The organism is Perlucidibaca aquatica (assembly GCF_001676655.1).
Classification (GTDB): domain Bacteria; phylum Pseudomonadota; class Gammaproteobacteria; order Pseudomonadales; family Moraxellaceae; genus Perlucidibaca; species Perlucidibaca aquatica.
In genome coordinates, this window is the sequence record NZ_LZDB01000002.1 from 980,093 (window position 1) to 1,005,341 (window position 25,249).

A 25,249-nucleotide genomic window follows, 5' to 3' on the forward strand; every position below is an offset into this window, starting at 1 on the left:
CCCAAACCATAGCTTCGGTATCCTGCTCGCCGGTTCGGAGGCGTGGCAGAGTGGTTGAATGCACCGGTCTTGAAAACCGGCGTGCCGAAAGGCATCGTGAGTTCGAATCTCACCGCCTCCGCCAATAAATTACAATAAATTCAAAAGCTTCCGCAGCAAATCAAACCTTTCTTACATACTTAGATCACTAAGCTCCACCGCGCTAAATAACGCTTCGTGCTATGCAAAATCTGGTTTTTACTTCGTCTGAAACAAAAATCTAAGTACCGAGTTGAGTTTCAGAACTTTTGCGTCTTTCATCGTTAGCACGAAAGATTACTGGCGAAAAAACTGGCATCCGCCACTATTGAAATGTGGCTTGAGACAGCCAAGCTCAGTTGAACAGATTCCTATCTATCCTCAACCGGAGATCATTATGGTCATATTCGCCAGTACGATAACCATAGGCATGTTGCTTCACGGCGCCTGGGCCTTGCTCACTCGCCCCTATGCAGAACCCCATCCCGCCAACTCCTAAATAGAGGCTTTCACACTCTCCATCGATCGAATTCATCCGCGAACGAACTCATAGGAGGTGGCCGTATTCTAAAATTGCCGTTTTGCACTCTCCCTATCACACGCCAAATCTGCTTAACTCCAGTGTAATTTTTAAAACGCATTGGAGTTAAGCACATGGCAACAGTCACTCTGCACGGCAACCCCGTCACGCTAGATGGCACCTTGCCCCAAACTGGGCACGCAGCACCCGCTTTTACCTTGGTGAACGGCAAACTGGAAGATGTCACCCTCGCCAGCTTTGCTGGTCAGCGCAAAGTGCTGAATATTTTCCCTAGCGTAGATACACCGACCTGCGCCACGTCTGTGCGCAAATTCAACGCCGAACTAAATTCACTGAGTAATACCGTTGTGCTGTGTATCTCAGCAGACCTACCTTTCGCGCAGGCACGTTTCTGCGGTTCCGAAGGTTTGGACAAGGTCGTTAATCTTTCAAGCTTCCGTCACCCTGAGTTCTTGAAGGACTATGGCATCGCCATCGCAACAGGCCCACTGCGTGGTTTAGCCGCTCGCGCTGTGGTGGTCTTAGACGCTAATAATCAAGTGCTGCACAGCGAGTTAGTCGCCGAAATCGGTGACGAACCCAACTATGCGGCGGCCATTGCTGCGCTCAACTAATCTCACTCAGCTTGAGTACGGTAACCTCTGAGCCATGAATTCATTGCACACGTTACCGTTTGTTCTTCGTGCCGGATCCGCGGCCCGAACACAAATCCAAAACCTAGGCTTTAACGCCAATAGTTTGGCTGCGTTGGGTGCGCCTGCGGGTGGCCCCAAGTTCATCATCCAAAGCTATTTGGATCGTTTTTTGTTTGGCGAATGGTTACCGCAACGAGTAGCGGCTCTCCCGGCCTTTGGTTCCTCGATTGGTGCATTCCGGCTATTAGCGGGAGCGCATCCCGATCCGGCGGCGGCGGCTGAGCGGCTTTATGTCGCGTATTGCCAGCAACATTACGCCAGCAAACCTACTGCACAGGAGATTACGCGTGAGGTAGGTCACATCCTGAATGCATTGCTGCAAAAAGAGCACATTCCTACAATTTTGCAGCACCCGTGGTTGCAACTGAATTTATTGACGACTCGCTGCCTGGGCTTAGCCGCCGCTAAACAACCGGCGTGGCAAGCGCTGGGGTTCGCTCTGGCTTTTGGCAGCAATTTACGCTCGCGGCAGCATCTTGCCCGACGCTTTGAGCGCTGCGTTTTTCAGAACCAAACCAAAGCGCCTGGTGTGCTCGCGAAAGATAGCTTTCGGACACATTACCATGCGCTTACACCAGAAAACCTCGCTACCGTGACGCTGGCCAGTGGCAGCATTCCTTTAGTGATGGAGACCGTGAGGGATATTCCAAACTCGCCAGAAGGTGCTCATATCGATGGCGGCATGCTGGATTACCACATGGATCTTCCGCTGCAAAATATCCAGCCCACGGCTGGCATCTTGTTTATCCCGCATTACGAACAACGCATTGTAAGCGGCTGGTTTGATAAGCACCTGAAACGAAGGCAGCCCTCGCACCATGAGCGCATGCTGGTGTTATCTCCCTCACCGGAGGTAGTGGCTAAATTGCCTGGCGGCAAGATTCCCTGCCGAAAGGATTTCACGATTTATCATGGCCGTGACCGGCAGCGTCTAGCTGCGTGGCAGGCTGCACTTACCGTCAGTGAAGACATCAGTGGAAGCTTCCAACACCTGCTCAAGCAAGGCACGATCGGGGATCATTTGCAGGCGCTTTAATCCCGCAGAAATCGACTGCGCAGGCAAGCAAGCGTCGTACAAATCGCCATCACTGTGCATAGGATTTTGGCATCCTGACCTTGCAATACACTCACCGTGCTCGCAGCAATCGCACCAGAGATTGAACCGATAGTGCCGTATAACGCGGATGCGGTACCGGCATGTGCTTTATAGGGCTCCATGGCCAGAATGGTGGCATTAGGCAAAATAAAGCCCAAACACCCCGTGTAGAGGAACATCGGCGGCAGCAGCAACCAGAGACCGCCAATATCCGTCCAACCCACCGCGAGCAACATAACGCCCGCGCCTACCTGCACAAGCAGGCTGGCCTTTAGTAACGGCAAAGGCTTAAAACGACGCACGAGGCGACCATTAAATTGCGAGGCCAGAATCAGCCAAAATGCATTGCCACCAAATATCCATCCAAATTGTGAGGGGGAGACTTGGAAGTGCTCAATAAAGACAAAGGGCGAGACCGCAATAAACGCGTACAACCCCGCCATGCTCACGCTGCTGGTAATAGCAAAGCCCCGAAAGCGATGCTGCATCAGTAAATCGCCATAGGCGCGGACGGTGGTGGAAAACACCAAAGGGCGGCGATAGGCATCGTCTAAGGTTTCTGGCAAATAGTTGTGCAGTGCCCAGAGACACAAGCTGCCATAGACCACCAGCGCGAGAAAAATAGACTGCCAGCCCCAGTATTGCAGCAACTGGCCACCCAAGATGGGGGCAACCATGGGCGCAACACCCATGACCAACATCATGGCAGCATACATTCGTGCCGCTTCCGCGCTATCGAAACTATCTCGCACAATAGCCCGCGCAATGACCACACCCGCACAGGCACCAAAGGCTTGTAAGAACCGAAGGGCAATCAGTGCTTCGACCGACGTGGCAAAGGCGCAGCCCAGTGAAGCCAAAATAAAAAGACTTAAGCTGGCATACAGGGGCGGCTTACGTCCGAAGCGATCCGCTAATGGCCCGTAGAACAACTGACCCACGGCAAACGCCGCAAAAAAAGCCGCCAAGGTCAGCTGCATCTGACTAGCATTTGTTGCTAGCGCAATTTGCATTGCCGGTAATGCCGGCAAATACATGTCGATAGACATGGGGGCAAACGCGGTCAGGCTACCGAGCAGAAACACCAATAAGGGCGTGCGTTGAGCAGCAGGCATTAATCCGAGCTCTCGAGGGCATTATCCAACAGGCCTTCGCCTAATCGCTTCGTGGGCTTCACGCCGAGCTCACGCAACATTTCCGCTTGGCGAACCAAGCTACCGCGGCCACTGCTGAGCTTTTTATGCGTGTCATCAAAAGCCTTTTGCGCTTGGTTCAGGCGCGTACCGACCAGCTCTAAACCTTCAACAAAGCCAACAAACTTGTCGTAGAGCTCGGCCCCGCGCTGGGCAATATCCTTTGCGTTTCGCGTCTGCTGTTCCTGTCGCCACAAATGCGCCACCGTGCGCACCACAAACAACAGCGTGCTTGGACTAACGAGTAATACATTGCGCTTCCAAGCATCTTGCCAAAGTTCGGCATCGTGGCTGGTCGCCAACATAAAGGCAGGCTCTACCGGAATAAACATCAGTACAAAGTCTAAAGATTTTAGGCCGTAGAGCTCTTGGTAGTTTTTATCTGATAAGCCTTTGATGTGCGTGCGCACCGAGTCCAAATGGCGCTTCACCGATGCTTCGCGCACCGTTTCATCATCACTGTTGGCATAGTCTAAGTACGCATTGAGGGACATTTTTGCGTCGATGATAAGGTGCTTACCTTCGGGCAAATGGATCACCACATCGGGTTGAGCCCGAGTACCATCCTCACGCGTATGACTTTCCTGAACCTCATATTCCTGACCTTTACGCAAGCCTGAAGCTTCAAGCACACGCTCAAGCACCAGCTCGCCCCAATTACCTTGCGACTTATTCTGGCTGGTCAAGGCACGGGTTAAATCACTGGCACGCTGATTGAGTTGTTGGTTCAAGCCCATGAGCTGCTTTACCTGCTCAGCTAACGCAGAGCGATCCTTGCTCTCGCTGACATAGGCCGTTTCCACCTTGCCCTGAAACTCCTGTAAGCGAGATTTCAATGGCTCAAGTAACTGCCCCAGAGCCGACTGGTTTTGCTCGCTAAAACGCTTGGATTTTTCTTCGAGTATTTCTTGTGCGAGCACCTGGAACTGTTGTGTGAGCTGGCCACGCGCATCTTGCAGTAGCGCGAGTTTTTCGCTGGACTGCTCGCGCTCACTCTGCAATTCACGAGTCAACGCGGCCAAGCGTTCACGCGCCTCGCCTAAAGCAGCACGCAGGGATTGCAGCTCCTCATCTTTAATCATCTGGCCGTGGCTTAACCCAGCAATGCGCTCTTCTAATCGTGCTACGTCGGCTTGGCTTTCAGCCCGAATTCGCGTTTCAGCGGTCACTACATCGGTCTCTTGTCGACGCAGTCGCGCAGCCAGCAAGACATAGGTTACTAACGCGGCAAACACAGCCGCCAATACCGGAATTAACGCACTCATCACTTCCATTTGCTCATACCCTCATTACACTGCGCGCAAGATAACACGCGACCCGAAGTTGGCAGCTCGTACAGCCGCACTTTCGGTTATCCTCAACGCTTATTGATTCCAATTTCGTCAGCCCTGCTATGCGCCTAAGCCTCTACATTACTGCTGCGCCCGAACAAGAAACCGCCTTCCGCGCCTGGCAGTTTGCCCACGCTGCTGTGCAAGCGGGTCATAGCTTAGGACGCATCTTCTTTGCCGGCGCTGGCGTACAGCATGGCCAAGCGCTGGCTGTCTCAGGGCGCGATGAAGTGTCATTGACCGAGCGTTGGCAGCTGTTGCAGAAGCAGGTACACGCCCTACCCGGTGCTACCGCACAAAATGGCGAGTTGGTGCTCTGCGTTACCGCAGCACTGCGTCACGGCATACTCGATGCCGATAACGCTCAGCGGTGGGAGAAGTCAGCGCTCAGTGTGGCGCCCGGTTTCATCATTAGCGGTTTGGGCCAGCTGGCAGAAGCCCAGCTCAGCGCCGATCGCCTCATTCACTTTCCGGCTTAAGACATGCGCCTGCTCATCATTGCCGCCAGCGACCCCTACGCCCACCAACATGCCCAAGAGCTACTGGATGCCATGCTAGTCGCCGCCACCTTTGGTGCCGAGGTCTCGCTGTTGTTTCAAGATGCCGGCATTTTGCAATTACTGCCAGATCAGTCGTCTGAGCTGCTCGGCCGCCGCAGCCTCAGCCGGCAACTCGATGCCCTGCCCTTATTTGATATCGAGCGCGTCTATGTTGACCTTAACGCCCTAGGTCAACTGGGCCTTAAAACTCTGGACTTAGCCCTGCCCGTCATGGCGCTAGATAGTCAGGAAATGGCCGCTCTGGTCGCCGTTCATGACCAGGTGATTCGCGCATGACGACCCTACACATCCTTTATGGCACCGCCTGGCCGAAAGCCCTTGAGCGTCTCTTTAGTCCTGGCGATGCAATTTTGTTAGCGGGTGCCAGTGTGGCACTGGCGGTGAATCCTCAAGGTCCGATGCAACATTTCCTGCAGCGGGTAGGCACCGGTATTCGCTGCCTCGCCTTAGATGACGCCGTGCAAGCTCGCGGATTAGGCAAGCACTGGCCAACAAGCATTACACGGATTTCCGATACGGAATGGGTCGCCTTGGTTTGTCAGCACGCTAAGAGCCTGAGTTGGTCATGACCCAAGCCTTTTGGGATAGCCGCCAATTACCGGCATCGTTTTCGCAAGCGCAGTTCGATGACGAAGGTTTTCTGCGCGACCTCACACAATGGTCGCCCGCCCTCGCGGATGCTATCGGCCTTTGTTTAAGTCTCTGCTCAGCGCAAGGCTTAAGTGATGAGCAAGAGCGCATCGTGATGGCCGCTCGCGACTTCTACCAACGCTATGAGCGCATGCCGACAACACGTGCATTCGTAAAACACTTGGGACTCAGCCTGGGTGAGCCCTATGGCCAAAGCGCTACATTAATGCTGCATTTTCCGAACTACCCCATGCGCTTAGTCGCCCTCTGTGCGGGACTGCCAAAACCGCCCAACTGCTTTTAAAGCCATCGATAAGAATTTAGCTCATGGTCATGAAAAATCTCTACAAAACCGCCGAACACCCGTTTGCGCAATACGTCCGCATTTTGGGCAAAGGCAAAACCTCCAGTCGCTCACTGACGTTGGAGGAAGCACGCGACGCCATGGCCATGATCGTGGCGGGTGATGTAGAGCTTGTGCAGCTCGGCGCTTTTCTCATGCTTTTACGGGTGAAAGAAGAAAGCCCAGAAGAACTGGCCGGCTTTGTCATGGCGGCACGCGCAGGCCTGCAAAAACAACGGGATCAGGCACTAGCTAATGCTAAGCAACCTGCGATTCAGGTCGATTTAGACTGGTCTTCCTACGCCGGCAAACGCAAGCATTACCCTTGGTTTCTGTTGGCCGTTAAAGTGCTGGCCGCCAACGGCGTTCGAATCTTTATGCACGGTGCTAGCGGCCACACCATGAACCGGCTCTATACCGAAGCGGTATTGCCCACGCTGGATTTACCCGTGTGCACTCAGTGGTCTGACGTGAACGCCGCATTGGATGCACATCAATTTGCTTACCTCAGTTTGGATGCCGTCTGCCCGCCGCTAGGAGAGATCATTCAATTACGCAATGTGCTGGGCCTGCGCTCGCCCGTTCATACGCTATCGCGCCTGCTTAACCCGGTAGATGCGCCGTATGTCATGCAGGCCATTTTTCACCCGGCCTACCGCGAGTCTCACCAGCATGCGGCGGAGCAACTGGGCTATCGCAATAGCTGCGTCATCAAGGGCGAAGGCGGTGAAATTGAACGCAACCCCGATGGCCTTTGCTTAGCCAAACAAATTGTGGACGGCGTGCTTACCGAAGAAGAATGGCCAGCCTTATTTCCCTTACGCCATAGCCCCGAAGAGGCCTTTGATCTGAATCACTTCCTCGCTGTGTGGCGTGGCGAGGCGGAGCATGAGTATGGGGAAATGGCGGTGATTGGCACCTTGGCGTTGGCGTTACGCGTATTACAACGAGCCGACAGCCAGCAGCACGCTCTGAGTCTGGCCACTGAATACTGGAAAAATAGACATTAATGCCTTGGCGCAGCTATCAGCACCCGGCTGTCCGTGACTTAGTGTGGTTGATTGCCAGCGCGCCACTCATTAGCCCTGAACACGCACAAGATCCGCACGCCTATTGGCCCAGCGCCGAGGACTACCTCGCGCTGTATGCCCGCCATGAGCCCTGGTTACGGCAACTGGATGCCGCCCCCCAGCGTCTTGAAGCCGTATTGAGCCAGGCCCGTGACTTGCGTTTGGGACGCTATGCCGAAGATTTACTGCATTTCTGGTTATCCGACTCAGACAATCACGAGTTTGAACCGGTCGCCGAGCATGTTGCGCTTCGGGAAAATGGCATCACCTTGGGTGAGTTAGATTTTTTAGTGCGCGAGCGCGCCACTGGCCAACTTTGGCACATAGAACTGGCATTGAAATTCTACTTAGGGACGTACACGAGCAGCAGCCCTGAGTTACGCTGGTTCGGCCCAAACCGAAGCGACAGCTTGGCACGCAAGCTCTCACACCTTCGCAACAAGCAACTGCCTCTGCTGAGCACAGCGCCGGGTAAAGCCTGGCTGGACGCTAAAGGGCTGAGTCATGAAAAACCGCCTCGCCCTTGGGCTTGGCTAAAAGGACGCTTGTTTCAACCGCAGGCATTAGTCGCACACCCTCACCAAGCGCAATGGTTTAGCGTCGAAGACTTTCAGTGCTACGCCGAAAACCATCCCTATCAGTGGTATCTGCTCGAAAAAAAGCATTGGTTAGCGCCACACTTGTCCACGCCATCGCAACACCCGACGTTAATGCCAGAGTCGTTGCTAACTGGCTTCCTTGGCGATGAGGCTCAGGCACTCATTGGTTACCACGGCAACGATGAAGTCGTTCGAATTTTTGTGGTTGGGGCAGCCTGGCCAGGCTGCATTTCTGCTACCGTTTAACCGGTCATTACGCTCCGTATCACCCTTATAATGCAGCCGTTTTTTATGATGACTTGGGTTCCCATGCGCTTTTTTTCACTTTCGGTGTTGATGTTGCTGGTCACGCTTTCCGGCAGCGCGCAGGCCATGCTGAGCATTGAAATCAGCAAAGCCCTCGCGCAGCTAAAGCCATTGGCGGTGCTGCCATTTGCCGATGAGGACGGTGGCGAAAATATTGCCAGCATTGTTCGAAATGACCTGACGCGCGGCGGACTACTAAAAATCGTTGCCGAAAACGATCTGCCCATGGGTCTCACCCTAGCCGGCACTATTCACCCAGACTCTTGGCAGGCTCTACCTGGCGACCTACTTCTACGCGGCAATCAGCGTCGGGAAGCCGATGGCAAACTCAGCTTTAGCTACGAGCTCTTGCGTCGCGATAGCGCTGCTCCGCTACTGGCCGAGCGCTTTACCGTCAGCAGTTCTCGGTGGCGGGATGCGGGTCACTACATTAGCGATCGAGTCTTTGAAACGCTCACCGGGGAAAAAGGCATTTTCTCCACCCGCATTGCCTACATCAATGTCTATGAACGCGATGGCAAGCGCCGCTATCGGCTCGAGCTCAGCGATATTGATGGCGCTCGACGCACACGCTTGCTGGACTCCAATGAGCCCATCATGTCCGCGACGTGGTCGCCCGACGGCAGATCCATGGCCTACGTATCTTTTGAGACAGGCCAATCGCAAATCTATATCCAAAACTTGCAAACGCGAGAGCGTAAGCGCCTAACCAATTTTGAAGGCGTCAACGGCGCCCCATCGTGGTCTCCCGATGGTAAAAACCTGCTGATGTCGCTATCACGGGACGGCAATGCCGAAATTTATGTCATGGACATCGCCACACAGGCATTGACTCGACTCACCAACAACCCCGCCATCGACACCGAGCCGCGCTGGTTACAGGACGGCCAGCAAATTATCTTCACGTCTGATCGCGGGGGACGGCCACAGCTCTATCGTCTGGATATCGCCAGCGGCGATAGCAAGCGCCTGACATTCGAGGGACGCTTTAATGCCAAGGCCGCGCCTAGCCCCGATGGACGCTTTGTGGCGATGGTTCATGACTCTGGCGATGGCCGCTACCGTCTCGCCGTGCGCGACCTCAATACCGGCACTACCGACATCCTCAGTGAGAGCAGTCTGGACGACTCACCCAGCTTTGCCCCCGACAGTCGCTTGCTGGTTTATGGCAGTCGACAAGGTGGCGGCCGCGGCCTTCGCGTGCAATCCATTGACGGTAAAACTCAGTGGCGAATCCCCACCCAGCAAGGTGAAATTAAAGGCCCTGTATGGTCACCTTTTTTGCGCTAAATCGTATTTTTTAAACGGATGGATCATATGAAAAATGTAGTGGCTCTGGCGGTTCTCAGCACCGCACTCATCAGTCTCAGTGGCTGTTCTACCCTCGATCGCTTGCTCAAAGGCAACCCATCAGCGGCTATCGAACCCGAGACGACTGGCCCTCTAGCACCCTCCGTTGTTAATAATGCGGAAGAAATTAATCGCCCGGCAGACCGCGCTTGTGCACCCGCAGCCCTAACGGCGCTGGCCGCTCGCCTGCCCGAGGCATCGCAACAAACGGCCGTTACACAAAGCGTTTTTACCTTCGCTACCGACAAGCACGATCTGAACAGTGAAATCTCTGGCGTTCTAGCCGCGCATGCACTGCTGCTGCAACAGAATCAACGTGTGCAAATGAAAATCACCGGCCATACGGATGAGCGAGGTACGGCCGACTACAACCTCGCGCTTGGCGAGCGCCGCGCCAATGCGGTTGCCACCTTCCTCGCTGCCGCAGGCGTGACACCTACGCAGCTGCAAGTGGTGAGCTACGGAGAAGAGAAGCCGGCTGCCCTTGGCTCAGATGAATCCGCTTGGGCGCAAAACCGTCGCGTAGAACTTGCTTATTCCGGTTGTGAGTAAGCAGCGCTGTTACTTAATGATCAAGCACTCGACTGCGTAAGACTTTTACCTGACCGCGCTGAACCTTGCTATCAACCCGTTGCCGACGCGCACTTCGCGTTGGCCGCGTGGGGGTTCGATGGGGCAGCACATGATTAGCTTCGGCAAGTAACTCGTGAAGGCGCTGGATCGCATCCTCGCGATTTTTTTCTAGGCTGCGAAAGCGCTGGGCTTTAATAACGATCACGCCTTCTCGGCTAATGCGCTGATCTGACCAGGCCAGAATCCGCTGCTTAATCTCATCCGCTAATGAAGACGCCGCCACGTCAAAGCGCAAGTGAATCGCGTTAGACACTTTATTGACGTTTTGCCCGCCCGCGCCCTGCGCTCGGATAGCCAGAAACTCCACTTCATCCAAGGCAAAAGCCACGGGCTGAACATTAAGCACCATGCATGATTTCCATTAACGACGACTAAAGGAACCCAAAAGGCCCCGCAAAAGCTCTCGGCCAATTTTACGGCCAACTTCGGAGCTGGCTGCGCGAGCCGCACTTTTTGCCGCGGTTTCCCATAAGCTATCCGGCTCACTGGCCGGTCGTTTTGCTGCCGCTTTCGCAGCTAAAGCAGCTGCCTTTTCCGCAGCTTGGGCAGACGCAGCAGCCGTGGCGGATTGCATTTGCGCTTGTGCTCGTTGCTGCAACATCTCATAAGCTGACTCACGATCAACCAAGGCATCATAGCGGCCTTTGAACGGCGATCGACCCAGAGTGATTTGCCGTTCTTCGGCACTGACTGTCCCCATACGAGAACGCGGCGGACGAATTTTGGCACGCTCAACGGGCGAAGGCACACCGCCCTCACCCAAGGTCGACACCAAGGCCTCGCCCACGCCCAGCTCAAGAATCGCCGTTGCCACATCCAAGCCCGGTTTGGCACGAAACGTCTCAGCAGCGGCCTTAACGGCCTTCTGATCGCGCGGGGTAAAGGCGCGCAGCGCGTGCTGCACACGATTCCCCAGCTGCCCCAAAATGGACTCCGGTACATCCAACGGATTTTGGGTAATGAAATACACCCCCACGCCCTTGGAGCGAATCAGGCGCACCACTTGCTCAACCTTATCAATGAGCGCTTTCGGGGCATCGTTGAATAACAGGTGAGCTTCATCGAAGAAAAATACCAAACGCGGTAAATCTGCATCACCCCGCTCGGGCAGGTTTTCAAAGAGCTCCGAGAGCAACCACAATAAAAAAGTCGCGTACAAGCGTGGCTGCTGATAGAGCTTGTCCGCCGCTAAAATATTAATGACGCCGCGACCTTCCAAGGTGGTTTGCATGAAGTCTTCGAGCTTCAGGGCGGGCTCACCAAAAAAGGCCTCTGCGCCTTGCTGCTCCAACGTCAGCAACGAGCGCTGTATCACCCCCAAGCTAGCTTTGCTCAAGGCTCCGTAGTCACGACCAAAGGCCTCGGTATTATCGGCAGCAAAGCTCAGCAAGGCACGCAGGTCTTTCAGGTCGAGTAAAAGCAGGCCGTTATCGTCGGCATACTTAAAAAGCAGGTTTAAAACGCCTTCTTGAGTCTCATTGAGATCAAGCATGCGGGTCAGCAGGAGCGGGCCTAAATCAGAGATGGAGGCGCGAACGGGGTGACCCTGCTCACCAAAAACATCCCAAAACACCACTGGATACGCCTGAGTTCTGAACTCACTCATTCCAGTCTTTACCGCGCGCTCTGCCAATTTCGGATTCGCGCTGTCGCCCGCTTGCGACAGACCCGCCACATCGCCTTTGATATCTGCCAAAAATACCGGGACACCAAGGTCGGCAAAGCCCTCGGCCAAAATTTGAAGCGTAATCGTTTTACCGGTACCGGTTGCACCCGCCACCAGGCCATGGCGATTAGCGTAACGCCCTTCCAACAAGCACGTGACGTCCCCTTTGCCGACTAAGACTTGATTTCCACTCATTGCAGCATCCTACTGAAAAGTTAAAACCCAGTAGGCATATAACGGGGCAAGAAAGATCTTGTCAAAGCGAAAAGCAAAGGGAAAATGTGACGGAAGGAATTGACAGAATCTTGGCCAAAAAAAACGCCCTAATCTGTTGATTAAGGCGTTTTTTAGTCATATGGCGCAGCGGACGGGACTCGAACCCGCGACCCCCGGCGTGACAGGCCGGTATTCTAACCGACTGAACTACCGCTGCGCGTCGGTACACAAAGACGAAATGGTGGGTGTTGACGGGATCGAACCGCCGACCCGCGCCTTGTAAGGGCGCTGCTCTCCCAGCTGAGCTAAACACCCATTGTCGTCGCTGTGTGGGGCGCATTATAGGGATTCTTTTCAGGCTGTCAAAAGGATTCTTAGGGCAAACGCATCAAGTGACGCTTTTATGAGCGCAACGAAGATTTTGAAGGAATTTATGCCTTTGCAAGCAGCCCTTGAGCAGCAAAATGCTTGGCTGCGGCCTCGGCAAGTGCGTAGTCAGCAAAGTGGTCTGCAAACGTATTGCCACGAGGGTCGGCCACTAAGTAGGCCTGTAGCACTAACTGTAGGGTCTGACGATTAATCTCGCCTAATTCCAAAATAGTGTAGCCAGTGTCCGCCACGGGCCACGCCTGACCAATCATGCCTGCTCCGAAATGAACACGGGCGTGTAGGCCGGCACTTGATCGAACAGGGTAACGATGTCGGTGTTGCGCATCCGAATACAGCCGTGTGAACGAGGTTCGCCCATGGGTTCACTATCGGGAGTGCCATGCACATAAATGTAGCGACGCATCGAGTCCACACAACCTTGCGCGTTCTTGCCGCGATTAACACCAGGTTCTAGGCCCGACAGCCATAAAATACGGGTCAAGATCCAGTCACGCTGGGGAAATTGAGCCGATAAGTCCGGAGTACAAATTTCTCCGGTAGGACGTCGCCCCCGAAACACGGCTGCCAACGGCGCATCAGCGCCAATTCGCGCTCGCACACAATGCCAACCACGCGGCGTTTGCTCACTGCCCGCGCACTCGCCAACACCCTTTAATGCGGTAGAGATCGGGTAGTCTGCGAGGATATTGTTACCTTCACAGAGCCAAAGGCGCTGACTCAGCACACCCACTAGCAGCCAACGAGCAGCGGGGATTTGCGCGGGTAAACCTTGGCTCGGCAACATACAGACCTCAATGCAGGGTTTTTTGATCGCCCTCAAAGCCTTCGGGATTGGCCAGATGATGTGTTGCCAATTGAACGCCAGCCCCGACCATAGCGCGTGCGATATCGGTGGTACGCGCGCCCAACATTAAACGAGCTTCCGCCGAGAAGCGCACACTGACTAGAGGCTCAGCGTCCGCCGCATCGCCACTACGTCGTAAAATCACTTCGCCATCGGCCGATTCGGTCAGTTCTAAAAATGCAAAATCAGACATGGGGTTCTCAAAAATAAAAACGTTAAAACTCAACGAGCTCGGCGCGGAAATCGCGGATGGCTTGCGTCAAGGCACGATGAATAGCGTCTAAGGTAGCCAGATCGGTCTGACTCAGCGGTGAGTCCACGGTGGTATTGACGACTGCAATCCCAATACGGGCCGGTGACTCTGCTTCTGTGGCCAAATCAGGCAATTCAATCGGCAACAGGGTCGCCCGATAGAGCTGAGTGAGCTGGGATAGCCAGCTATCAGGCAGTTCGCTCAGCTGCTGCAAAATTTCCGCCTCCGGCGACACCTGCTGACGCTGCGCCATCGCCGCAGCAAGCGCAGCCGGGGACGATACCGGCGGAATAACCTTGTAGAAGCGCGACAGCTCCTGCATGAACGCGCCTAGGCCCGCATGCAGATGCCCGATGGCGGCTTCGCGACAACTCATCGCCCGTGGCTCCGCGTCAAAAGAGTCCGTGTCGGCCAATGCCGCCTGCAACAAATTCAATTGCAGGCGAGCAAAATAGAGCTTTTGGTTCGTCCGCGCCGGAAAAATATTACGGTCTTTACTCATCGGACTTGACCTTCTTGTCCGCTTTTGGCGCCGTCACAACCCAGCGTCCGCCTTCAAAATAGGCCTGCCAACCCGTGGCCTTGCCATCTTGCTCAGACATCACATACTGCTCGCGTGTCTTGCGGCTGAAACGAAGGATATAAGGGCGACCCTCCGGATCTTGACGCGGGGCATCGAGCAAATACTGATGCTTAGGATCGAGCTGCTCGGCCACCGTATGAAGCTCGTCTACCGAGGGGGCGCGAGTCTCGCGATTCTTAGGGAATTTGCTAGCCGCTAAGAACAAGCCGCTGGCCCCGTCGCGCAGCAGGAAATGATCGTCACACTTGGCACAGGGCAGGTGTGGCATACGGATAGGATCGGCTTTCGGCGGCGCGGCTTCGCCACTGCGCAGCAGCTTGCGCGTGTTGCCACAGGTCGTGCTGGTGCAGCCGAAATACTTGCCGAAGCGGCCGGTCTTCAACTGCATGTCGCTGCCACACTTGTCGCACTCGATCAGCGGGCCGTCATAACCCTTGATGCGATAGCTGCCCTCTTCCACTTCATAACCCGCGCAGTCGGGGTTATTGCCACAAACGTGCAGCTTACGATCGGCATCGATCAGATAGCTTTCCATGGCAGTGCCGCAAAGCGGGCAACGATGCTTAGCACGCAGCGCTTTGGTTTCACTTTCATCATCATCATCGGAGACCGCTTCATCGCCGCGAATCAAATTGAGGGTGAACTTGCAGCGCTCCTTTGGCGGCAATGCGTAGCCCGAGCAGCCCAGGAAAACGCCAGTGGAGGCGGTACGAATTTGCAGCGGGCGGGTACAGAGCTGGCAAGGCAGCTCGGTTTGCACCGGCAGATTGCGACGCATACCGTCGTCATCTTGCCCTGCTTTTTCGAGCTTCTTCAGGAAGTCCTTGTAGAAGCGATCGAGCACGGCCTTCCAGTTCTCTGAACCCTCAGCCACTTTGTCGAGCTGAGCCTCTAGATCCGCCGTGAAGGCGTAATCCATGAGATTGCTGAAGTTCTCGCTGAGGCGATCGGTCACGATATCGCCCATTTTCTCCGCATAGAAGCGACGGTTCTCAACGCGGGCATAGCCGCGATCCTGAATCGTGGAGATGATGGCAGCATAGGTCGATGGCCGGCCAATGCCGCGTTTTTCTAACTCACGCACCAAGCTGGCTTCGGTATAGCGCGCTACCGGCTTGGTGAAATGCTGCTTGGGATCGAGTGCCTGCAAGGCCAAGGTTTCGCCTACGGCTACATCCGGCAGGACAATGTCTTCTTTATCTTTAGCAATCGCACTGAGCACGCGAGTGAAGCCATCAAAACGCAAAATACGGCCACGGGTACGCAGCTCGAAATCCGCCGCACTCACCGTCAGACTGGTGCTGGTGTATTCGGCCTCGGTCATCTGGCAAGCCACGAACTGACGCCAGATCAGGTCATATAAACGCTCAGCATCTTTCTCCAGCCCTTCAACCGTACCTGGTTTGGCCGACACATTAGAAGGACGGATTGCTTCATGCGCCTCTTGCGCGCCTTCCTTGCTGCTATAGGAAATGGGGTTGGCGGGCAGGTATTTCGCGCCAAACTGGTCCGTGATGTAGTCGCGAACGGCGGCCACAGCATCCTGACTCAGGTTGGTCGAGTCGGTACGCATATAGGTGATGTGACCGGCTTCATACAGACGCTGCGCCAGCGTCATGGTCTTTTTCACACTAAAGCCCAAGCGCGTGCTCGCAGCCTGCTGCAGTGTGGACGTAATGAACGGTGCTGTGGGCTTGCTGCGAGTGGGTTTGTCTTCCCGCTTAGTCACGCGATAGGCTGCTTTCTGCAACACCGTCACGGCGGCACTGGCTTGCGCTTCGTTGACCGGCTTGAAGGCATCACCACCCTGCTTGCTTACCTCAAGGCGCAAGGCACCCTGCTGTGGCGTTAGGGTATCGGCCCAAATCTCCCAATATTCTTCGGGGATGAAGGCGCGAATTTCACGCTCACGCTCAACCACTAAACGCACCGCCACCGACTGCACTCGACCGGCGGACAAGCCACGCGCAATCTTTTCCCAGAGCAGTGGCGACACCATGTAGCCAACGACACGATCGAGGAAACGACGCGCCTGCTGGGCATTCACACGATCCAGATTGAGCTCACCCGGCGCTTTAAATGCCTCGGTAATGGCCGTCTTGGTAATTTCGTTAAACACCACGCGCTTAAAGCGGCTGTCATCGCCGCCAATGACTTCGCGAAGATGCCACGCAATGGCCTCCCCTTCGCGATCCAAGTCGGTGGCGAGATAGATAGTGTCGGCTTCCTTTGCCAGCGCTTTGAGCTCACTGACGACTTTCTCTTTGCCGGGCAGGATTTCGTATTTGGCCTTCCAGCTCTTGTCCGGATCAACACCCATGCGTGCCACGAGCGCCGCGCGCTGCTTGCCCGCTTTCTGCTCGAGCTTTTGCTCAGGCGAGAGCTTACGGGTCTCAGCCGCCGCTTTTGCTCGCTCGGCGGGATCACTGGTGGAACCGCCACTGACCGGCAAATCGCGGACATGGCCAACACTGGACTTCACAATAAAGTCTTTGCCCAGATACTTGTTGATGGTCTTGGCTTTCGCCGGCGACTCGACGATGACCAGTGATCTACCCATGGTGTCGGGAATTCCTTACAACGGTGAATGATGGGACGCAGACAACGCCCATCAAAAGAGCGGCATATATACGAGGACGGCGCGATGGGGTCAAGCAAACACCGTCTTAAGTAGGCGAATGAACTGCTCTACGGTTTGAATTTGGCCATCCTCACGCCAATAAAGCACCACGCCGTCAGCACGAACATCAATACCCAACCAACCAGCAGGCGCCGGCGTTGGCCAAGGAGGCGAAGTGAGCCAGGCCGATTTGTCATCGAGGGGCTGCCAGTTGAGCAGTCCCTCATGCCAACGCCAGCGACCCAATGCCACCGGCTGAGTCGTGAGCGGATAGCGATACTGGGCAATCAGCCCCTGCCCCGGCTTTTGGCCCAGCCACTCTGGCGCTACTCGCAGGTTCACGCTTAAGCCTTGGGACTTGGCAAAGTCACGCTGCTTAATAAGCGCCCGATCACTGCTACTGGGGCGCAGCCACATAATGTTGCCAATGATGCTGGCCAGTACCAAAAAGCTCACCCAAAGAAACGTCGTCATGACACCCGCCTTTGCGATTAAGGGATCGAGTCTATCAGTTTGTATCAACCGACTATCGGAAAACTTACTGACGATAGAGTCAGCACTGGCTTTTTGGTCAGTATTCTCGTATTTTGGCCATTCACAAAGAGATCAATCGTCATGCAAGCACTCACCACGCGCCAAGCTGAAATTCTCGACTTTATTCGCGACTGCGTCGAAAGCAATGGCATGGCACCTACCCGCGCTGAAGTCGCTCTCAAGTTCGGCTTCCGCTCTAAAACGGCAGCAGCGGATCATCTGCGCGCACTGGAGCAGAAGGGCTATATCAAATTACATGCTGAACTGTCTCGGGGCATACAGCTGCTGGTTGACGAGCTGCTCGACGAAGACCTCATCCCCGTCATTGGTTCCGTGGCTGCGGGCCTGCCGCTAGAGGCCGTGGAGAATCACGATCACAGCCTGCCTGTTCCGCGCGGCCTGTTTAACAAGCGCCCAACCTATCTACTGCGCGTCCGCGGCGAATCCATGAAGGATGCTGGCATCCTCGATGGCGACCTCATTGCGGTCTACAAAACCAGCATCGCTCGCGCCGGCCAGATTGTTATCGCACGCATCGACAACGAAGTGACCGTTAAATACCTCGATTACGAGAAAAAAATGGTGAAGCTAGTCCCCGCCAACACCACCTTTGAGCCGCAGCTGATTTCGCCCGACAAGGTGGTGATTGAGGGTGTGTTTGTCGGCCTGATTCGGGACAGCTTCGCAACCTGATCAGCGCTAAGACAGACCACTTATGCCGCTGTCTGTATTAACTCGATCTTGTAGCCGTCCGGGTCTTCGACAAAGGCAATGACCGTGGTGCCATGCATCATCGGGCCCGCCGGGCGTGTGACCTTGCCACCCTTGGCGATCACGGCCTCGCAGGCAGCATAGGCATCCGGCACGGCCAGCGCGACATGGCCGTAGCCAGTGCCGAGTTCGTAGGCTGCCGTGTCCCAGTTATGGGTCAACTCCAGCTCCATGGTATCGCCCTCAAAACCCATAAAGGCCAGTGTGAAGCGACCGCCGGGGTAATCGTTGCGACGCCGCAGCTGCATGCCAAGGACATCGCGATAGAAATTGATGGAACGATCCAAGTCGCCGACGCGAAGCATGGTGTGAAGGATGCGCATTGTGTTCTCCCAATCATTCATCAGAACTACAGGCAAAAAAATACCGCGCAAGTCACACGCGGTATTTTTAGCGGAACGCTTCGGCAGTGCAGTGCAACAAAGCCACTGCACGCTGTAGCTTAGAGACGCTCGATGATCGTCGCGATGCCTTGGCCGAGGCCAATACACATCGTGGCCAGACCGATCTGCGTATCCTTCTGTTCCATCACGTTCAACAGCGTGGTGGTGATACGGGCACCCGAGCAACCCAGCGGATGGCCGAGTGCAATCGCGCCGCCATTGTGGTTGACCTTGGCTTCGGCCTGATCGAGCAGGTTCAGACCCTTGAGCACAGACAGGCCCTGAGCCGCGAAGGCTTCATTCAGCTCGACGGTTTGGATGTCGTTGATCGACAAGCCAGCACGCTTCAGCGCCTTCTCGGTGGCAGGTACCGGGCCCCAGCCCATGATCGCTGCTTCACAGCCAGCAACCGCCATCGAGCGGATCTTGGCACGCGGTTTCAGACCCAGCGCTTTGGCGCGTTCGGCGCTCATCAGCAGCATGGCGGAAGCACCGTCGGACAGCGCCGAGGACGTACCGGCCGTGACCGTGCCGCCCTTCGGGTTGAAGGCCGGGCGCAGCGCAGCGAACTGCTCCAGCGTGGCATCCTGACGAATCACTTCGTCAATCGTGCAGAGCTGTTTAAAGCCGTTGGCATCGTGACCTTCAATGCCGATGATTTCATTGGCAAAACGGCCTTCTTGCGTCGCTGCCCAAGCTTTGTGGTGCGAGATCAAACCGAACTGGTCCTGCATTTCACGGCTGATGCCGTTCATGGTGCCGAGCATTTCAGCGGTCAGGCCCATCATGTTCGATGCTTTCGCGTAGTACTTGGAGGCTGCCGGGTTGAGGTCGATGCCGTGCATCATGCCGACGTGGCCCATGTGCTCAACACCACCGATGACGAAAACATCGCCCTGGCCGGTCATGATCTGAGCTGCTGCGGTATGCAGTGCCTGCATCGAGGAGCCACAGAGACGATTCACGGTCTGGCCTGGCACCGAACGTGGCAGTTCAGCGAGCATGGCGATGTTACGCGCCACGTTCATGCCCTGCTCCAGAGTCTGGTTCACACAGCCCCAGATCACATCTTCAACTTCTTCCGGATTGGCGTTCGGGTTACGGGCAAACAGCGCCTTTACCAGCTCTGCCGAAATGGTGTCGGCACGAACGTGGCGGAACATGCCGTTCTTGGTACGGCCCATGGCGCTACGCACGCCATCGACAATCACCACATCACGCGGGTTCAAAGTAGTCATGTCAGGCTCCTAGATCAGCCGAAAAATTTCTGGTTGTTGGCGGCCATGGTCTTGATCAGAGCCGGTGCCTCGTAGGCCTTGCCCAGGTGCGCAAACTTCTCGCACAGCGCCAGGTAGTTCTGAATACCCATCTGGTCCACATAACGGCAGGCGCCGCCACGGAACGGTGGGAAACCGATGCCCATAATCAGCGCCATGTCGGCTTCAGCAGCCGAGGCAACGATCTTCTCTTCCAAGCAACGGGCAATTTCATTAACCAGTGGCAGCATCAAGCGAGCGATGATCTCGTCAGCCTCAAATTCCTTGCGCGCGGCAACCACCGGAGCAATCAACTCATAGGTGGTTGGATCAACCACTTTCTTCGGCTTGCCCTTCTTGTCTTGTTCGTAGACATAGAAACCCTTGCCGTTCTTCTGGCCGTAGCGGGTGTTGTCGAACATGATTTCAGTGGCGGACTTGTAGTCCGGCTTCATGCGGTCTGGGAAGCCTTCAGCCATAACGTGCGCAGCGTGAACGCCGGTGTCGATACCAACCACGTCGAGCAGGTAAGCCGGGCCCATGGGCCAGCCAAACTTTTCCATGACCTTGTCGATGGCCTGGAAGTCGGCACCATCACGCACCAGCAGGTCGAAGCCACCGAAGTACGGGAACAGCACGCGGTTGACCAGGAAACCTGGGCAATCGTTAACCACAATCGGGGTTTTGCCCATTTGCTGCGCCAGTTTAACGGTGGCGGCCACGGCTTCATCCGACGATTGCTCGCCACGGATGACTTCCACCAGCGGCATCATGTGTACCGGGTTGAAGAAGTGCATGCCAACGAAATTCTGTGGGCGCTTCAAGGACTTGGCGAGATGTGTGATGGAAATGGTCGAGGTGTTGGACGCGAGGATGCAATCGTCGGCAACCAGGCCTTCCACTTCCGACAGCACAGCACCCTTGACCTTGGCATTCTCGACCACGGCTTCGATGACGATGTCGACGGTCTTGAAGTCGCCATAGTTCAGCGTCGGGCGAATAGCAGAAAGCACCTTGCCCATCTTGTCTGCGGTCAGGCGGCCCTTGGCGACTTGGCCAGAGAGCAGTTTAGTGGCTTCGCCCATGCCCAAATCGAGCGCTTCGGAGCGAATGTCTTTCATGATGATCGGCGTGCCTTTGCTCGCCGACTGGTAGGCAATGCCGCCACCCATGATGCCGGCGCCGAGTACAGCGGCCTGCTTTACTTCTTTAGCCGACTTAGCCGAGTGCTTCTTGGCTGCTTTTTTCACGGCTTGGTCAGCCATGAACAACCCGATGAGCGCGTTGGCCTGCGGTGTTACGGCTGCCTTGGCGAAACCGGCGGCTTCGGCCTGCATGGCATCGTCGCGGGTCATGGTGGCATGCTTTTGCATGGTCTTCACGGCCAGTACCGGCGCGGGATAGTTGCTACCGGCTTTGCCAGCAACTACTGCCATCGATGTATTGAAGGCCATCATCTGTTCCATCATGTTGAGCTTGACCGGAGCCAGCTTTTCAGCTTTCTTGGCCTTCCAGTCCAGCTTGCCCGCAATGGCTTGTTGCAACAGGTTGATGGCGGCATCACGCACCAGCTCGGGCGCAACCACGGCGTCTACGGCACCTTCCTTCAGAGCAACATCCGGGCGCTTTTCGCTGCCACCAGCAATCCACTCAACGGCATTATCGATACCAATCACACGGCTCAGGCGAACCGTGCCGCCGAAGCCTGGGAACAGGCCCAGCTTGACTTCCGGCAGACCGACCTTGGCGGCAGTGGACATCACGCGGTAATCGCAAGACAGGCACATTTCAAAACCGCCACCGAGGGCGATGCCATTGATGGCAACCACAGACGGCACGGTCAGGTCTTCAAACGCGCTGAACACGGAAGCGGCCTTTGCAGTCCACTCCACGACACCGGCTTCGCCGTTGGCGAACAGCGAACCGAATTCGGTGATGTCGGCACCGACGATAAATACGCCTTTGCCAGACGTGACGACCACGCCCTTGATGCTGCTGTCAGCCTTGATCGCTTGCGTAGCGGCAGCAAGTTCGTTCACCGTGACGGCGTTGAACTTGTTGACAGACTCGCCAGCGAGATCGAATTTGAGTTCCGCGATGCCATTCTCCAGCGCTTGCACGCTGATGGCTGATCCCGAATAAATCATGCAGTGATCTCCGTTTTTTTCGAAAGAGTTCGAATGAATGCACACGCCGCTGCGGTCAATCGACCAAACAGCACGAAAGCGGGTTGGCCGAGTGTACGCATCTCCGGCTTTTTTGGCAGGGGTTTTACGAAGGCGGCGCGTCATTTGCGCCGCCTTTTTGTGACTAGCGAGTCAAACTATCGGGGTAACTGGCGCGTTTGCAGGTGCAGAAACTGCTACAGAAACAGCCGCTGCCGCAGGCTTTTCGTCCTCGTCATCATCGTCCTTTTCGGCGTCATGCCAGACCGCAAAGCGTTCCGCCACAGCGGCGAAGACCGAACCTTCCGGATAATTCCCTTCACCATCCATCACACCCGCTGTTTTACCCAGTAGAAGCTCAATAGCCTCCTCTACCCGGCTGATGGCGTAAATTCGGAACTGACCGGCTTTAATGGCCGCCAGCACATCTTCACGCAACATCAGGTGGCGAATGTTCTGTACCGGAATAATGACCGCTTGATCGCCCGTTAGGCCTTTCAATTGGCAGGCCGCAAAAAAGCCTTCAATCTTCTCGTTAACGCCGCCAATGGGCTGAACTTCGCCAAATTGGTTAACCGATCCGGTAATGCCGAACTGCTGTTTCACTGGCAATTTACCGATGGCCGAGAGCAGGCCGCAGAGCTCGCCCAGCGAAGCGCTGTCGCCATCCACACCGGAATAGGATTGCTCAAAGGCAATATTGGCAGCGAAACGCAGGGGATGCTCCGCACCAAAACGCGCCTTCAAGTAGCTGGTGAGAATGAGCACGCCCTTGGAGTGAATTGCGCCACCGAGCTCTACGTCGCGCTCAATATCAATGATCTCGCCATTGCCATAATGCGCGGTGACGGAGATGCGCGAGGGCAAGCCAAAGCTGGCATCGCCATAGCTCACCACCGTCAGGCCGTTAACCTGACCAATGACTTGACCCGAACAGGTAAAGAGCTGATTGCCCTTCCCGATATCCTCTAAGTACAGGCGACGGATGCGATCGTGACGACGCTCACGTCCCTGCAAGGCCTGCGCAATATGGCCGCTGGCAATAAACTCCGCCTGCTCTTGCTCTGCCCAATAATTCGACTCGCGCAATAAATCCGCGACGCCTCGTGCATGCAAAGAAAGCAAATCCTGATCATCAGCCGCACGTGCACTTTCCTCGATCAGGCGAGCGACGCCACTGCGATCCAGCGCACGCAGACCTTCACGATTGGCCACATCGCCCAGAAAGTGTGCATAGATCAGCTCATTTTCTGGGTTACGGGGCATGTCCGACTCGAAATCGGCGCGCATCTTGAACACGGTTTCCAGCTCAGGATCGAACTCTTGCAGCAGATAAAACGTTTCGCGATCGCCCAGCAAAATCAGCTTCAAATGCAGCGGAATGGCGTCGGGCTCTAGTGACACCGTGCCCGTTAAGGTCAACATTTGCTCTAGCGAAGACAGTTTCAACGATTTTGCCCGCAAGGCGCGCTTCAAGCTCTGCCACGCATAGGGATGCTCTAGCACCTGCTCGGCCTCGATTAACAAAAAGCCGCCATTGGCACGATGCAGTGCGCCCGGACGAATCAGCGTGAAATCGGTCGCCACGGTGCCCATATAGGTCACCTGCTCAACATGCCCGAGCAAGTTGTAGTGGGTCGGCAAGTCTTCGAAAATGACCGGAGCACCCTGCCTCGGATCGCGACAAATCAGGGCATTAACCTGATAGCGAACCGGCGGTAACTGCTCGCCAACCTGACCCACAGAGACGGTGGCATCTTGGTTGTCGCCGGCATTCAGTACCAGCTCAAGGTGATCGAGCAAATCACTGCGATAGGCTTTTAAGTAGCGCACCAAACTGGCGTGCGGGGCGTATTTTTCCAGCAATTTCGCCATCAGCGGATCAATCACCGCCAGCGCGACTTCCTCATTGAGTTTGTCGACCTGGTCGCGATTACGATCCTCAATTTGATCGAGCTTTCGAGCGACCTTGCGCAGACGGTTTTCCATGTCGACCATGGCCGCCTTGGCTTTTTCCTGCTGCTGCGCCGGCAACTTGTTGAAAGCCTCGACGCTAAGCACCTCACCGCCCTCAGACATGGGTGAGAAACCGTAGCCGCCAGGTGTGCGCAGCACCAGCTTGACGCCCTGCTTCTCGCCAATAACGGCCAGCTGCGACAAGGCATCCTGCTGGACGCGGCTGAGCTCTCCCTTCAGGCTCTCGCGGCGATCCTGATAGCGGTCACTCTCGAAAGCACTGAGGATGCGATCTGACAGTTTGCGCCAGAGCTTGTGCACATCTTGTTTGAACACCGCGCCAACGCCGGCCGGCAACTCAATGGCCTGCGGGTAGCGTGGGTCCATGAAATTATTGACGTAGATCCAATCGGACGGCGCGTGTCGCGCTTTTGCCACGGATTCTAAATAACGGCGTATCATGGTGCGCTTGCCTAAGCCGTTATTGCCAATGGCAAACAAATTATAGCCGTCGTGCGGCATGGCTACGGCCATCTCAACCGATTCGCGCGCGCGTTCCTGGCCCAAAAAGTCGGTCATGGGCTTGAGGCGGCGGGTATGCCGAAACGGTAAGTTTTTTAACGACGTGGCGCGGTAGAGCTGGTGATGAGCGAGAGGCTTTAACAAAGGATAAGTCTCCGGCAATAGCGTCCCTGAACTTCGGGACGCGAATGCAGAGAGTGTAGCTAAGCCGCGGGGATCGCGTAAGTGCCCGTCGCCTGTGCCACAGGATCTGGGTCATCGCCCGCATGAATTAACACATCAATCACTGCCGAGCGCTTGCCCAGACGCAAAAAGCGCGCGGTGGCGATGAGATCGGCATTGCGCGGCTTACGCAGAAAATTAATGTTTAGGTTTTGCGTTACAGCCAGACCTATGGGGCCCAGACTCGCCAAAATCAGGGCATACATGGCGGTATCAGCGAGCGTCATCATGGTCGGACCCGAAATACTGCCGCCTGCACGAAGACTGTCAGCGCTGTAGGGCAGGCGCACACGAATCTCACCTTCAATGACCGTTTCCACTCGATAACCCGAGAGCTTGTACATAGGAATGGTGCTATCAATAAAATCATTCACTGCAACCGCGGTCATTTTCATTGTTTAAGCCTAATTCAGTCGTGGTTAAACCCATCTCGCGGCAACAGTGTAGCGACTACGCACAGTCACTTATAGCCAGCATGACGATCGCTCCTTACAATGCGTGCC

26 protein-coding genes and 3 tRNA genes are annotated in these 25,249 nt (G+C 55.5%); 12 read left to right on the forward strand and 17 right to left on the reverse strand.

The annotated features are described in order from the left end of the window. The first annotated feature begins 36 nt into the window (after nt 1-36). From A8710_RS08295 to A8710_RS08310, 3 genes are all read left to right on the forward strand, one after another. Nucleotides 37-124, forward strand: a tRNA-Ser gene (locus A8710_RS08295). A gap of 548 nt (nt 125-672) precedes the next feature. Next, nucleotides 673-1,173, forward strand: a complete 501-nt coding sequence (gene tpx, locus A8710_RS08305; RefSeq protein WP_068859584.1) for a thiol peroxidase — start codon at nt 673-675, stop codon at nt 1,171-1,173. Nucleotides 1,174-1,207: 34 nt separating this feature from the next. Further along, entirely contained in the window at nt 1,208-2,290 is a 1,083-nt protein-coding gene (locus tag A8710_RS08310) for a hypothetical protein (protein ID WP_068859586.1), read from the forward strand. Here the strand turns inward: A8710_RS08310 and A8710_RS08315 are convergent. After that, a complete protein-coding gene (locus A8710_RS08315; RefSeq protein ID WP_068859588.1) occupies nt 2,287-3,465 on the reverse strand; it encodes a Bcr/CflA family multidrug efflux MFS transporter in 1,179 nt (392 codons plus the stop codon). The genes A8710_RS08310 and A8710_RS08315 overlap by 4 nt on opposite strands. Then, nucleotides 3,465-4,817 (reverse strand): DNA recombination protein RmuC, encoded by a 1,353-nt coding sequence (gene rmuC / locus A8710_RS08320; protein ID WP_082968750.1) that lies wholly within the window; start codon nt 4,815-4,817, stop codon nt 3,465-3,467. The genes A8710_RS08315 and rmuC overlap by 1 nt, the downstream gene beginning before the upstream one ends. 119 nt (nt 4,818-4,936) lie before the next feature. Here rmuC and tusD point away from each other — a divergent pair, with 119 nt between their 5' ends. From tusD to pal, 8 genes are all read left to right on the forward strand, one after another. Further along, complete coding sequence (gene tusD, locus A8710_RS08325) at nt 4,937-5,353, forward strand: sulfurtransferase complex subunit TusD (RefSeq protein ID WP_068859591.1); 417 nt, start codon at nt 4,937-4,939, stop codon at nt 5,351-5,353. A gap of 3 nt (nt 5,354-5,356) precedes the next feature. Then, nucleotides 5,357-5,710: a sulfurtransferase complex subunit TusC gene (gene tusC, locus A8710_RS08330; protein ID WP_068859593.1), complete on the forward strand. Its 354-nt coding sequence runs from the start codon at nt 5,357-5,359 to the stop codon at nt 5,708-5,710. After that, nucleotides 5,707-6,003 (forward strand): DsrH/TusB family sulfur relay protein, encoded by a 297-nt coding sequence (locus A8710_RS08335; protein WP_068859595.1) that lies wholly within the window; start codon nt 5,707-5,709, stop codon nt 6,001-6,003. Before tusC ends, A8710_RS08335 begins: the two co-directional genes overlap by 4 nt. Beyond that, nucleotides 6,000-6,368: a TusE/DsrC/DsvC family sulfur relay protein gene (locus tag A8710_RS08340; RefSeq protein ID WP_068859597.1), complete on the forward strand. Its 369-nt coding sequence runs from the start codon at nt 6,000-6,002 to the stop codon at nt 6,366-6,368. Before A8710_RS08335 ends, A8710_RS08340 begins: the two co-directional genes overlap by 4 nt. Before the next feature lie 23 nt (nt 6,369-6,391). After that, nucleotides 6,392-7,417: a glycosyl transferase family protein gene (locus tag A8710_RS08345; protein ID WP_068859599.1), complete on the forward strand. Its 1,026-nt coding sequence runs from the start codon at nt 6,392-6,394 to the stop codon at nt 7,415-7,417. After that, the gene (locus tag A8710_RS08350) at nt 7,417-8,322 is read left to right on the forward strand and encodes a DUF1853 family protein (protein WP_068859601.1); all 906 of its coding nucleotides are present in this window, start codon (nt 7,417-7,419) and stop codon (nt 8,320-8,322) included. Before A8710_RS08345 ends, A8710_RS08350 begins: the two co-directional genes overlap by 1 nt. A gap of 63 nt (nt 8,323-8,385) precedes the next feature. Further along, a complete protein-coding gene (gene tolB / locus A8710_RS08355) occupies nt 8,386-9,672 on the forward strand; it encodes a Tol-Pal system beta propeller repeat protein TolB (RefSeq protein ID WP_198341642.1) in 1,287 nt (428 codons plus the stop codon). Between the two features lie 27 nt (nt 9,673-9,699). Continuing rightward, nucleotides 9,700-10,284 (forward strand): peptidoglycan-associated lipoprotein Pal, encoded by a 585-nt coding sequence (gene pal / locus A8710_RS08360; RefSeq protein WP_068859602.1) that lies wholly within the window; start codon nt 9,700-9,702, stop codon nt 10,282-10,284. Between the two features lie 13 nt (nt 10,285-10,297). On the opposite strand, the gene arfB is transcribed toward pal, so the two are convergent. The 10 genes from arfB to A8710_RS08410 form a co-directional block, all read right to left on the reverse strand. Continuing rightward, the gene (gene arfB / locus A8710_RS08365) at nt 10,298-10,714 is read right to left on the reverse strand and encodes an alternative ribosome rescue aminoacyl-tRNA hydrolase ArfB (RefSeq protein ID WP_068859604.1); all 417 of its coding nucleotides are present in this window, start codon (nt 10,712-10,714) and stop codon (nt 10,298-10,300) included. A 12-nt stretch (nt 10,715-10,726) separates the two neighbouring features. Continuing rightward, nucleotides 10,727-12,226 carry a helicase HerA-like domain-containing protein gene (locus tag A8710_RS08370; RefSeq protein WP_068859606.1) on the reverse strand — a complete coding sequence of 500 codons (1,500 nt, stop codon included), beginning with the start codon at nt 12,224-12,226 and terminating at the stop codon, nt 10,727-10,729. 161 nt (nt 12,227-12,387) lie between these two features. Next, nucleotides 12,388-12,464 (reverse strand) — tRNA-Asp (locus tag A8710_RS08375). A gap of 22 nt (nt 12,465-12,486) precedes the next feature. Beyond that, nucleotides 12,487-12,562: transfer RNA gene (locus A8710_RS08380), tRNA-Val, on the reverse strand. Nucleotides 12,563-12,678: 116 nt separating this feature from the next. Further along, nucleotides 12,679-12,888 carry a hypothetical protein gene (locus tag A8710_RS08385; RefSeq protein ID WP_068859608.1) on the reverse strand — a complete coding sequence of 70 codons (210 nt, stop codon included), beginning with the start codon at nt 12,886-12,888 and terminating at the stop codon, nt 12,679-12,681. Further along, entirely contained in the window at nt 12,885-13,421 is a 537-nt protein-coding gene (locus A8710_RS08390; RefSeq protein WP_068859610.1) for a L,D-transpeptidase, read from the reverse strand. The genes A8710_RS08385 and A8710_RS08390 overlap by 4 nt, the downstream gene beginning before the upstream one ends. Nucleotides 13,422-13,428: 7 nt before the next feature. Next, nucleotides 13,429-13,674: a hypothetical protein gene (locus A8710_RS08395; protein ID WP_068859612.1), complete on the reverse strand. Its 246-nt coding sequence runs from the start codon at nt 13,672-13,674 to the stop codon at nt 13,429-13,431. Nucleotides 13,675-13,696: 22 nt separating this feature from the next. After that, nucleotides 13,697-14,236 carry a DUF6586 family protein gene (locus A8710_RS08400; RefSeq protein WP_068859614.1) on the reverse strand — a complete coding sequence of 180 codons (540 nt, stop codon included), beginning with the start codon at nt 14,234-14,236 and terminating at the stop codon, nt 13,697-13,699. Continuing rightward, entirely contained in the window at nt 14,229-16,877 is a 2,649-nt protein-coding gene (gene topA, locus A8710_RS08405; protein WP_068859616.1) for a type I DNA topoisomerase, read from the reverse strand. Before topA ends, A8710_RS08400 begins: the two co-directional genes overlap by 8 nt. 90 nt (nt 16,878-16,967) lie before the next feature. Then, a complete protein-coding gene (locus A8710_RS08410; protein WP_068859618.1) occupies nt 16,968-17,411 on the reverse strand; it encodes a hypothetical protein in 444 nt (147 codons plus the stop codon). Between the two features lie 141 nt (nt 17,412-17,552). On the opposite strand from A8710_RS08410, the gene lexA reads away from it, so the two are divergent. Continuing rightward, the gene (gene lexA / locus A8710_RS08415; protein WP_068859620.1) at nt 17,553-18,164 is read left to right on the forward strand and encodes a transcriptional repressor LexA; all 612 of its coding nucleotides are present in this window, start codon (nt 17,553-17,555) and stop codon (nt 18,162-18,164) included. A gap of 20 nt (nt 18,165-18,184) precedes the next feature. Here lexA and gloA read toward each other — a convergent pair whose 3' ends face one another. The 5 genes from gloA to A8710_RS08440 form a co-directional block, all read right to left on the reverse strand. Then, nucleotides 18,185-18,565 carry a lactoylglutathione lyase gene (gene gloA / locus A8710_RS08420; protein ID WP_068859622.1) on the reverse strand — a complete coding sequence of 127 codons (381 nt, stop codon included), beginning with the start codon at nt 18,563-18,565 and terminating at the stop codon, nt 18,185-18,187. A gap of 119 nt (nt 18,566-18,684) precedes the next feature. After that, a complete protein-coding gene (fadA, locus tag A8710_RS08425) occupies nt 18,685-19,863 on the reverse strand; it encodes an acetyl-CoA C-acyltransferase FadA (protein WP_068859624.1) in 1,179 nt (392 codons plus the stop codon). Nucleotides 19,864-19,877: 14 nt separating this feature from the next. Continuing rightward, the gene (gene fadB, locus A8710_RS08430; RefSeq protein ID WP_068860714.1) at nt 19,878-22,028 is read right to left on the reverse strand and encodes a fatty acid oxidation complex subunit alpha FadB; all 2,151 of its coding nucleotides are present in this window, start codon (nt 22,026-22,028) and stop codon (nt 19,878-19,880) included. Nucleotides 22,029-22,199: 171 nt separating this feature from the next. Next, nucleotides 22,200-24,668 carry an ATP-binding protein gene (locus A8710_RS08435; RefSeq protein ID WP_068859626.1) on the reverse strand — a complete coding sequence of 823 codons (2,469 nt, stop codon included), beginning with the start codon at nt 24,666-24,668 and terminating at the stop codon, nt 22,200-22,202. A 59-nt stretch (nt 24,669-24,727) separates the two neighbouring features. Next, nucleotides 24,728-25,141: a PaaI family thioesterase gene (locus A8710_RS08440; protein WP_068859628.1), complete on the reverse strand. Its 414-nt coding sequence runs from the start codon at nt 25,139-25,141 to the stop codon at nt 24,728-24,730. Between the last annotated feature and the right edge of the window lie 108 nt (nt 25,142-25,249).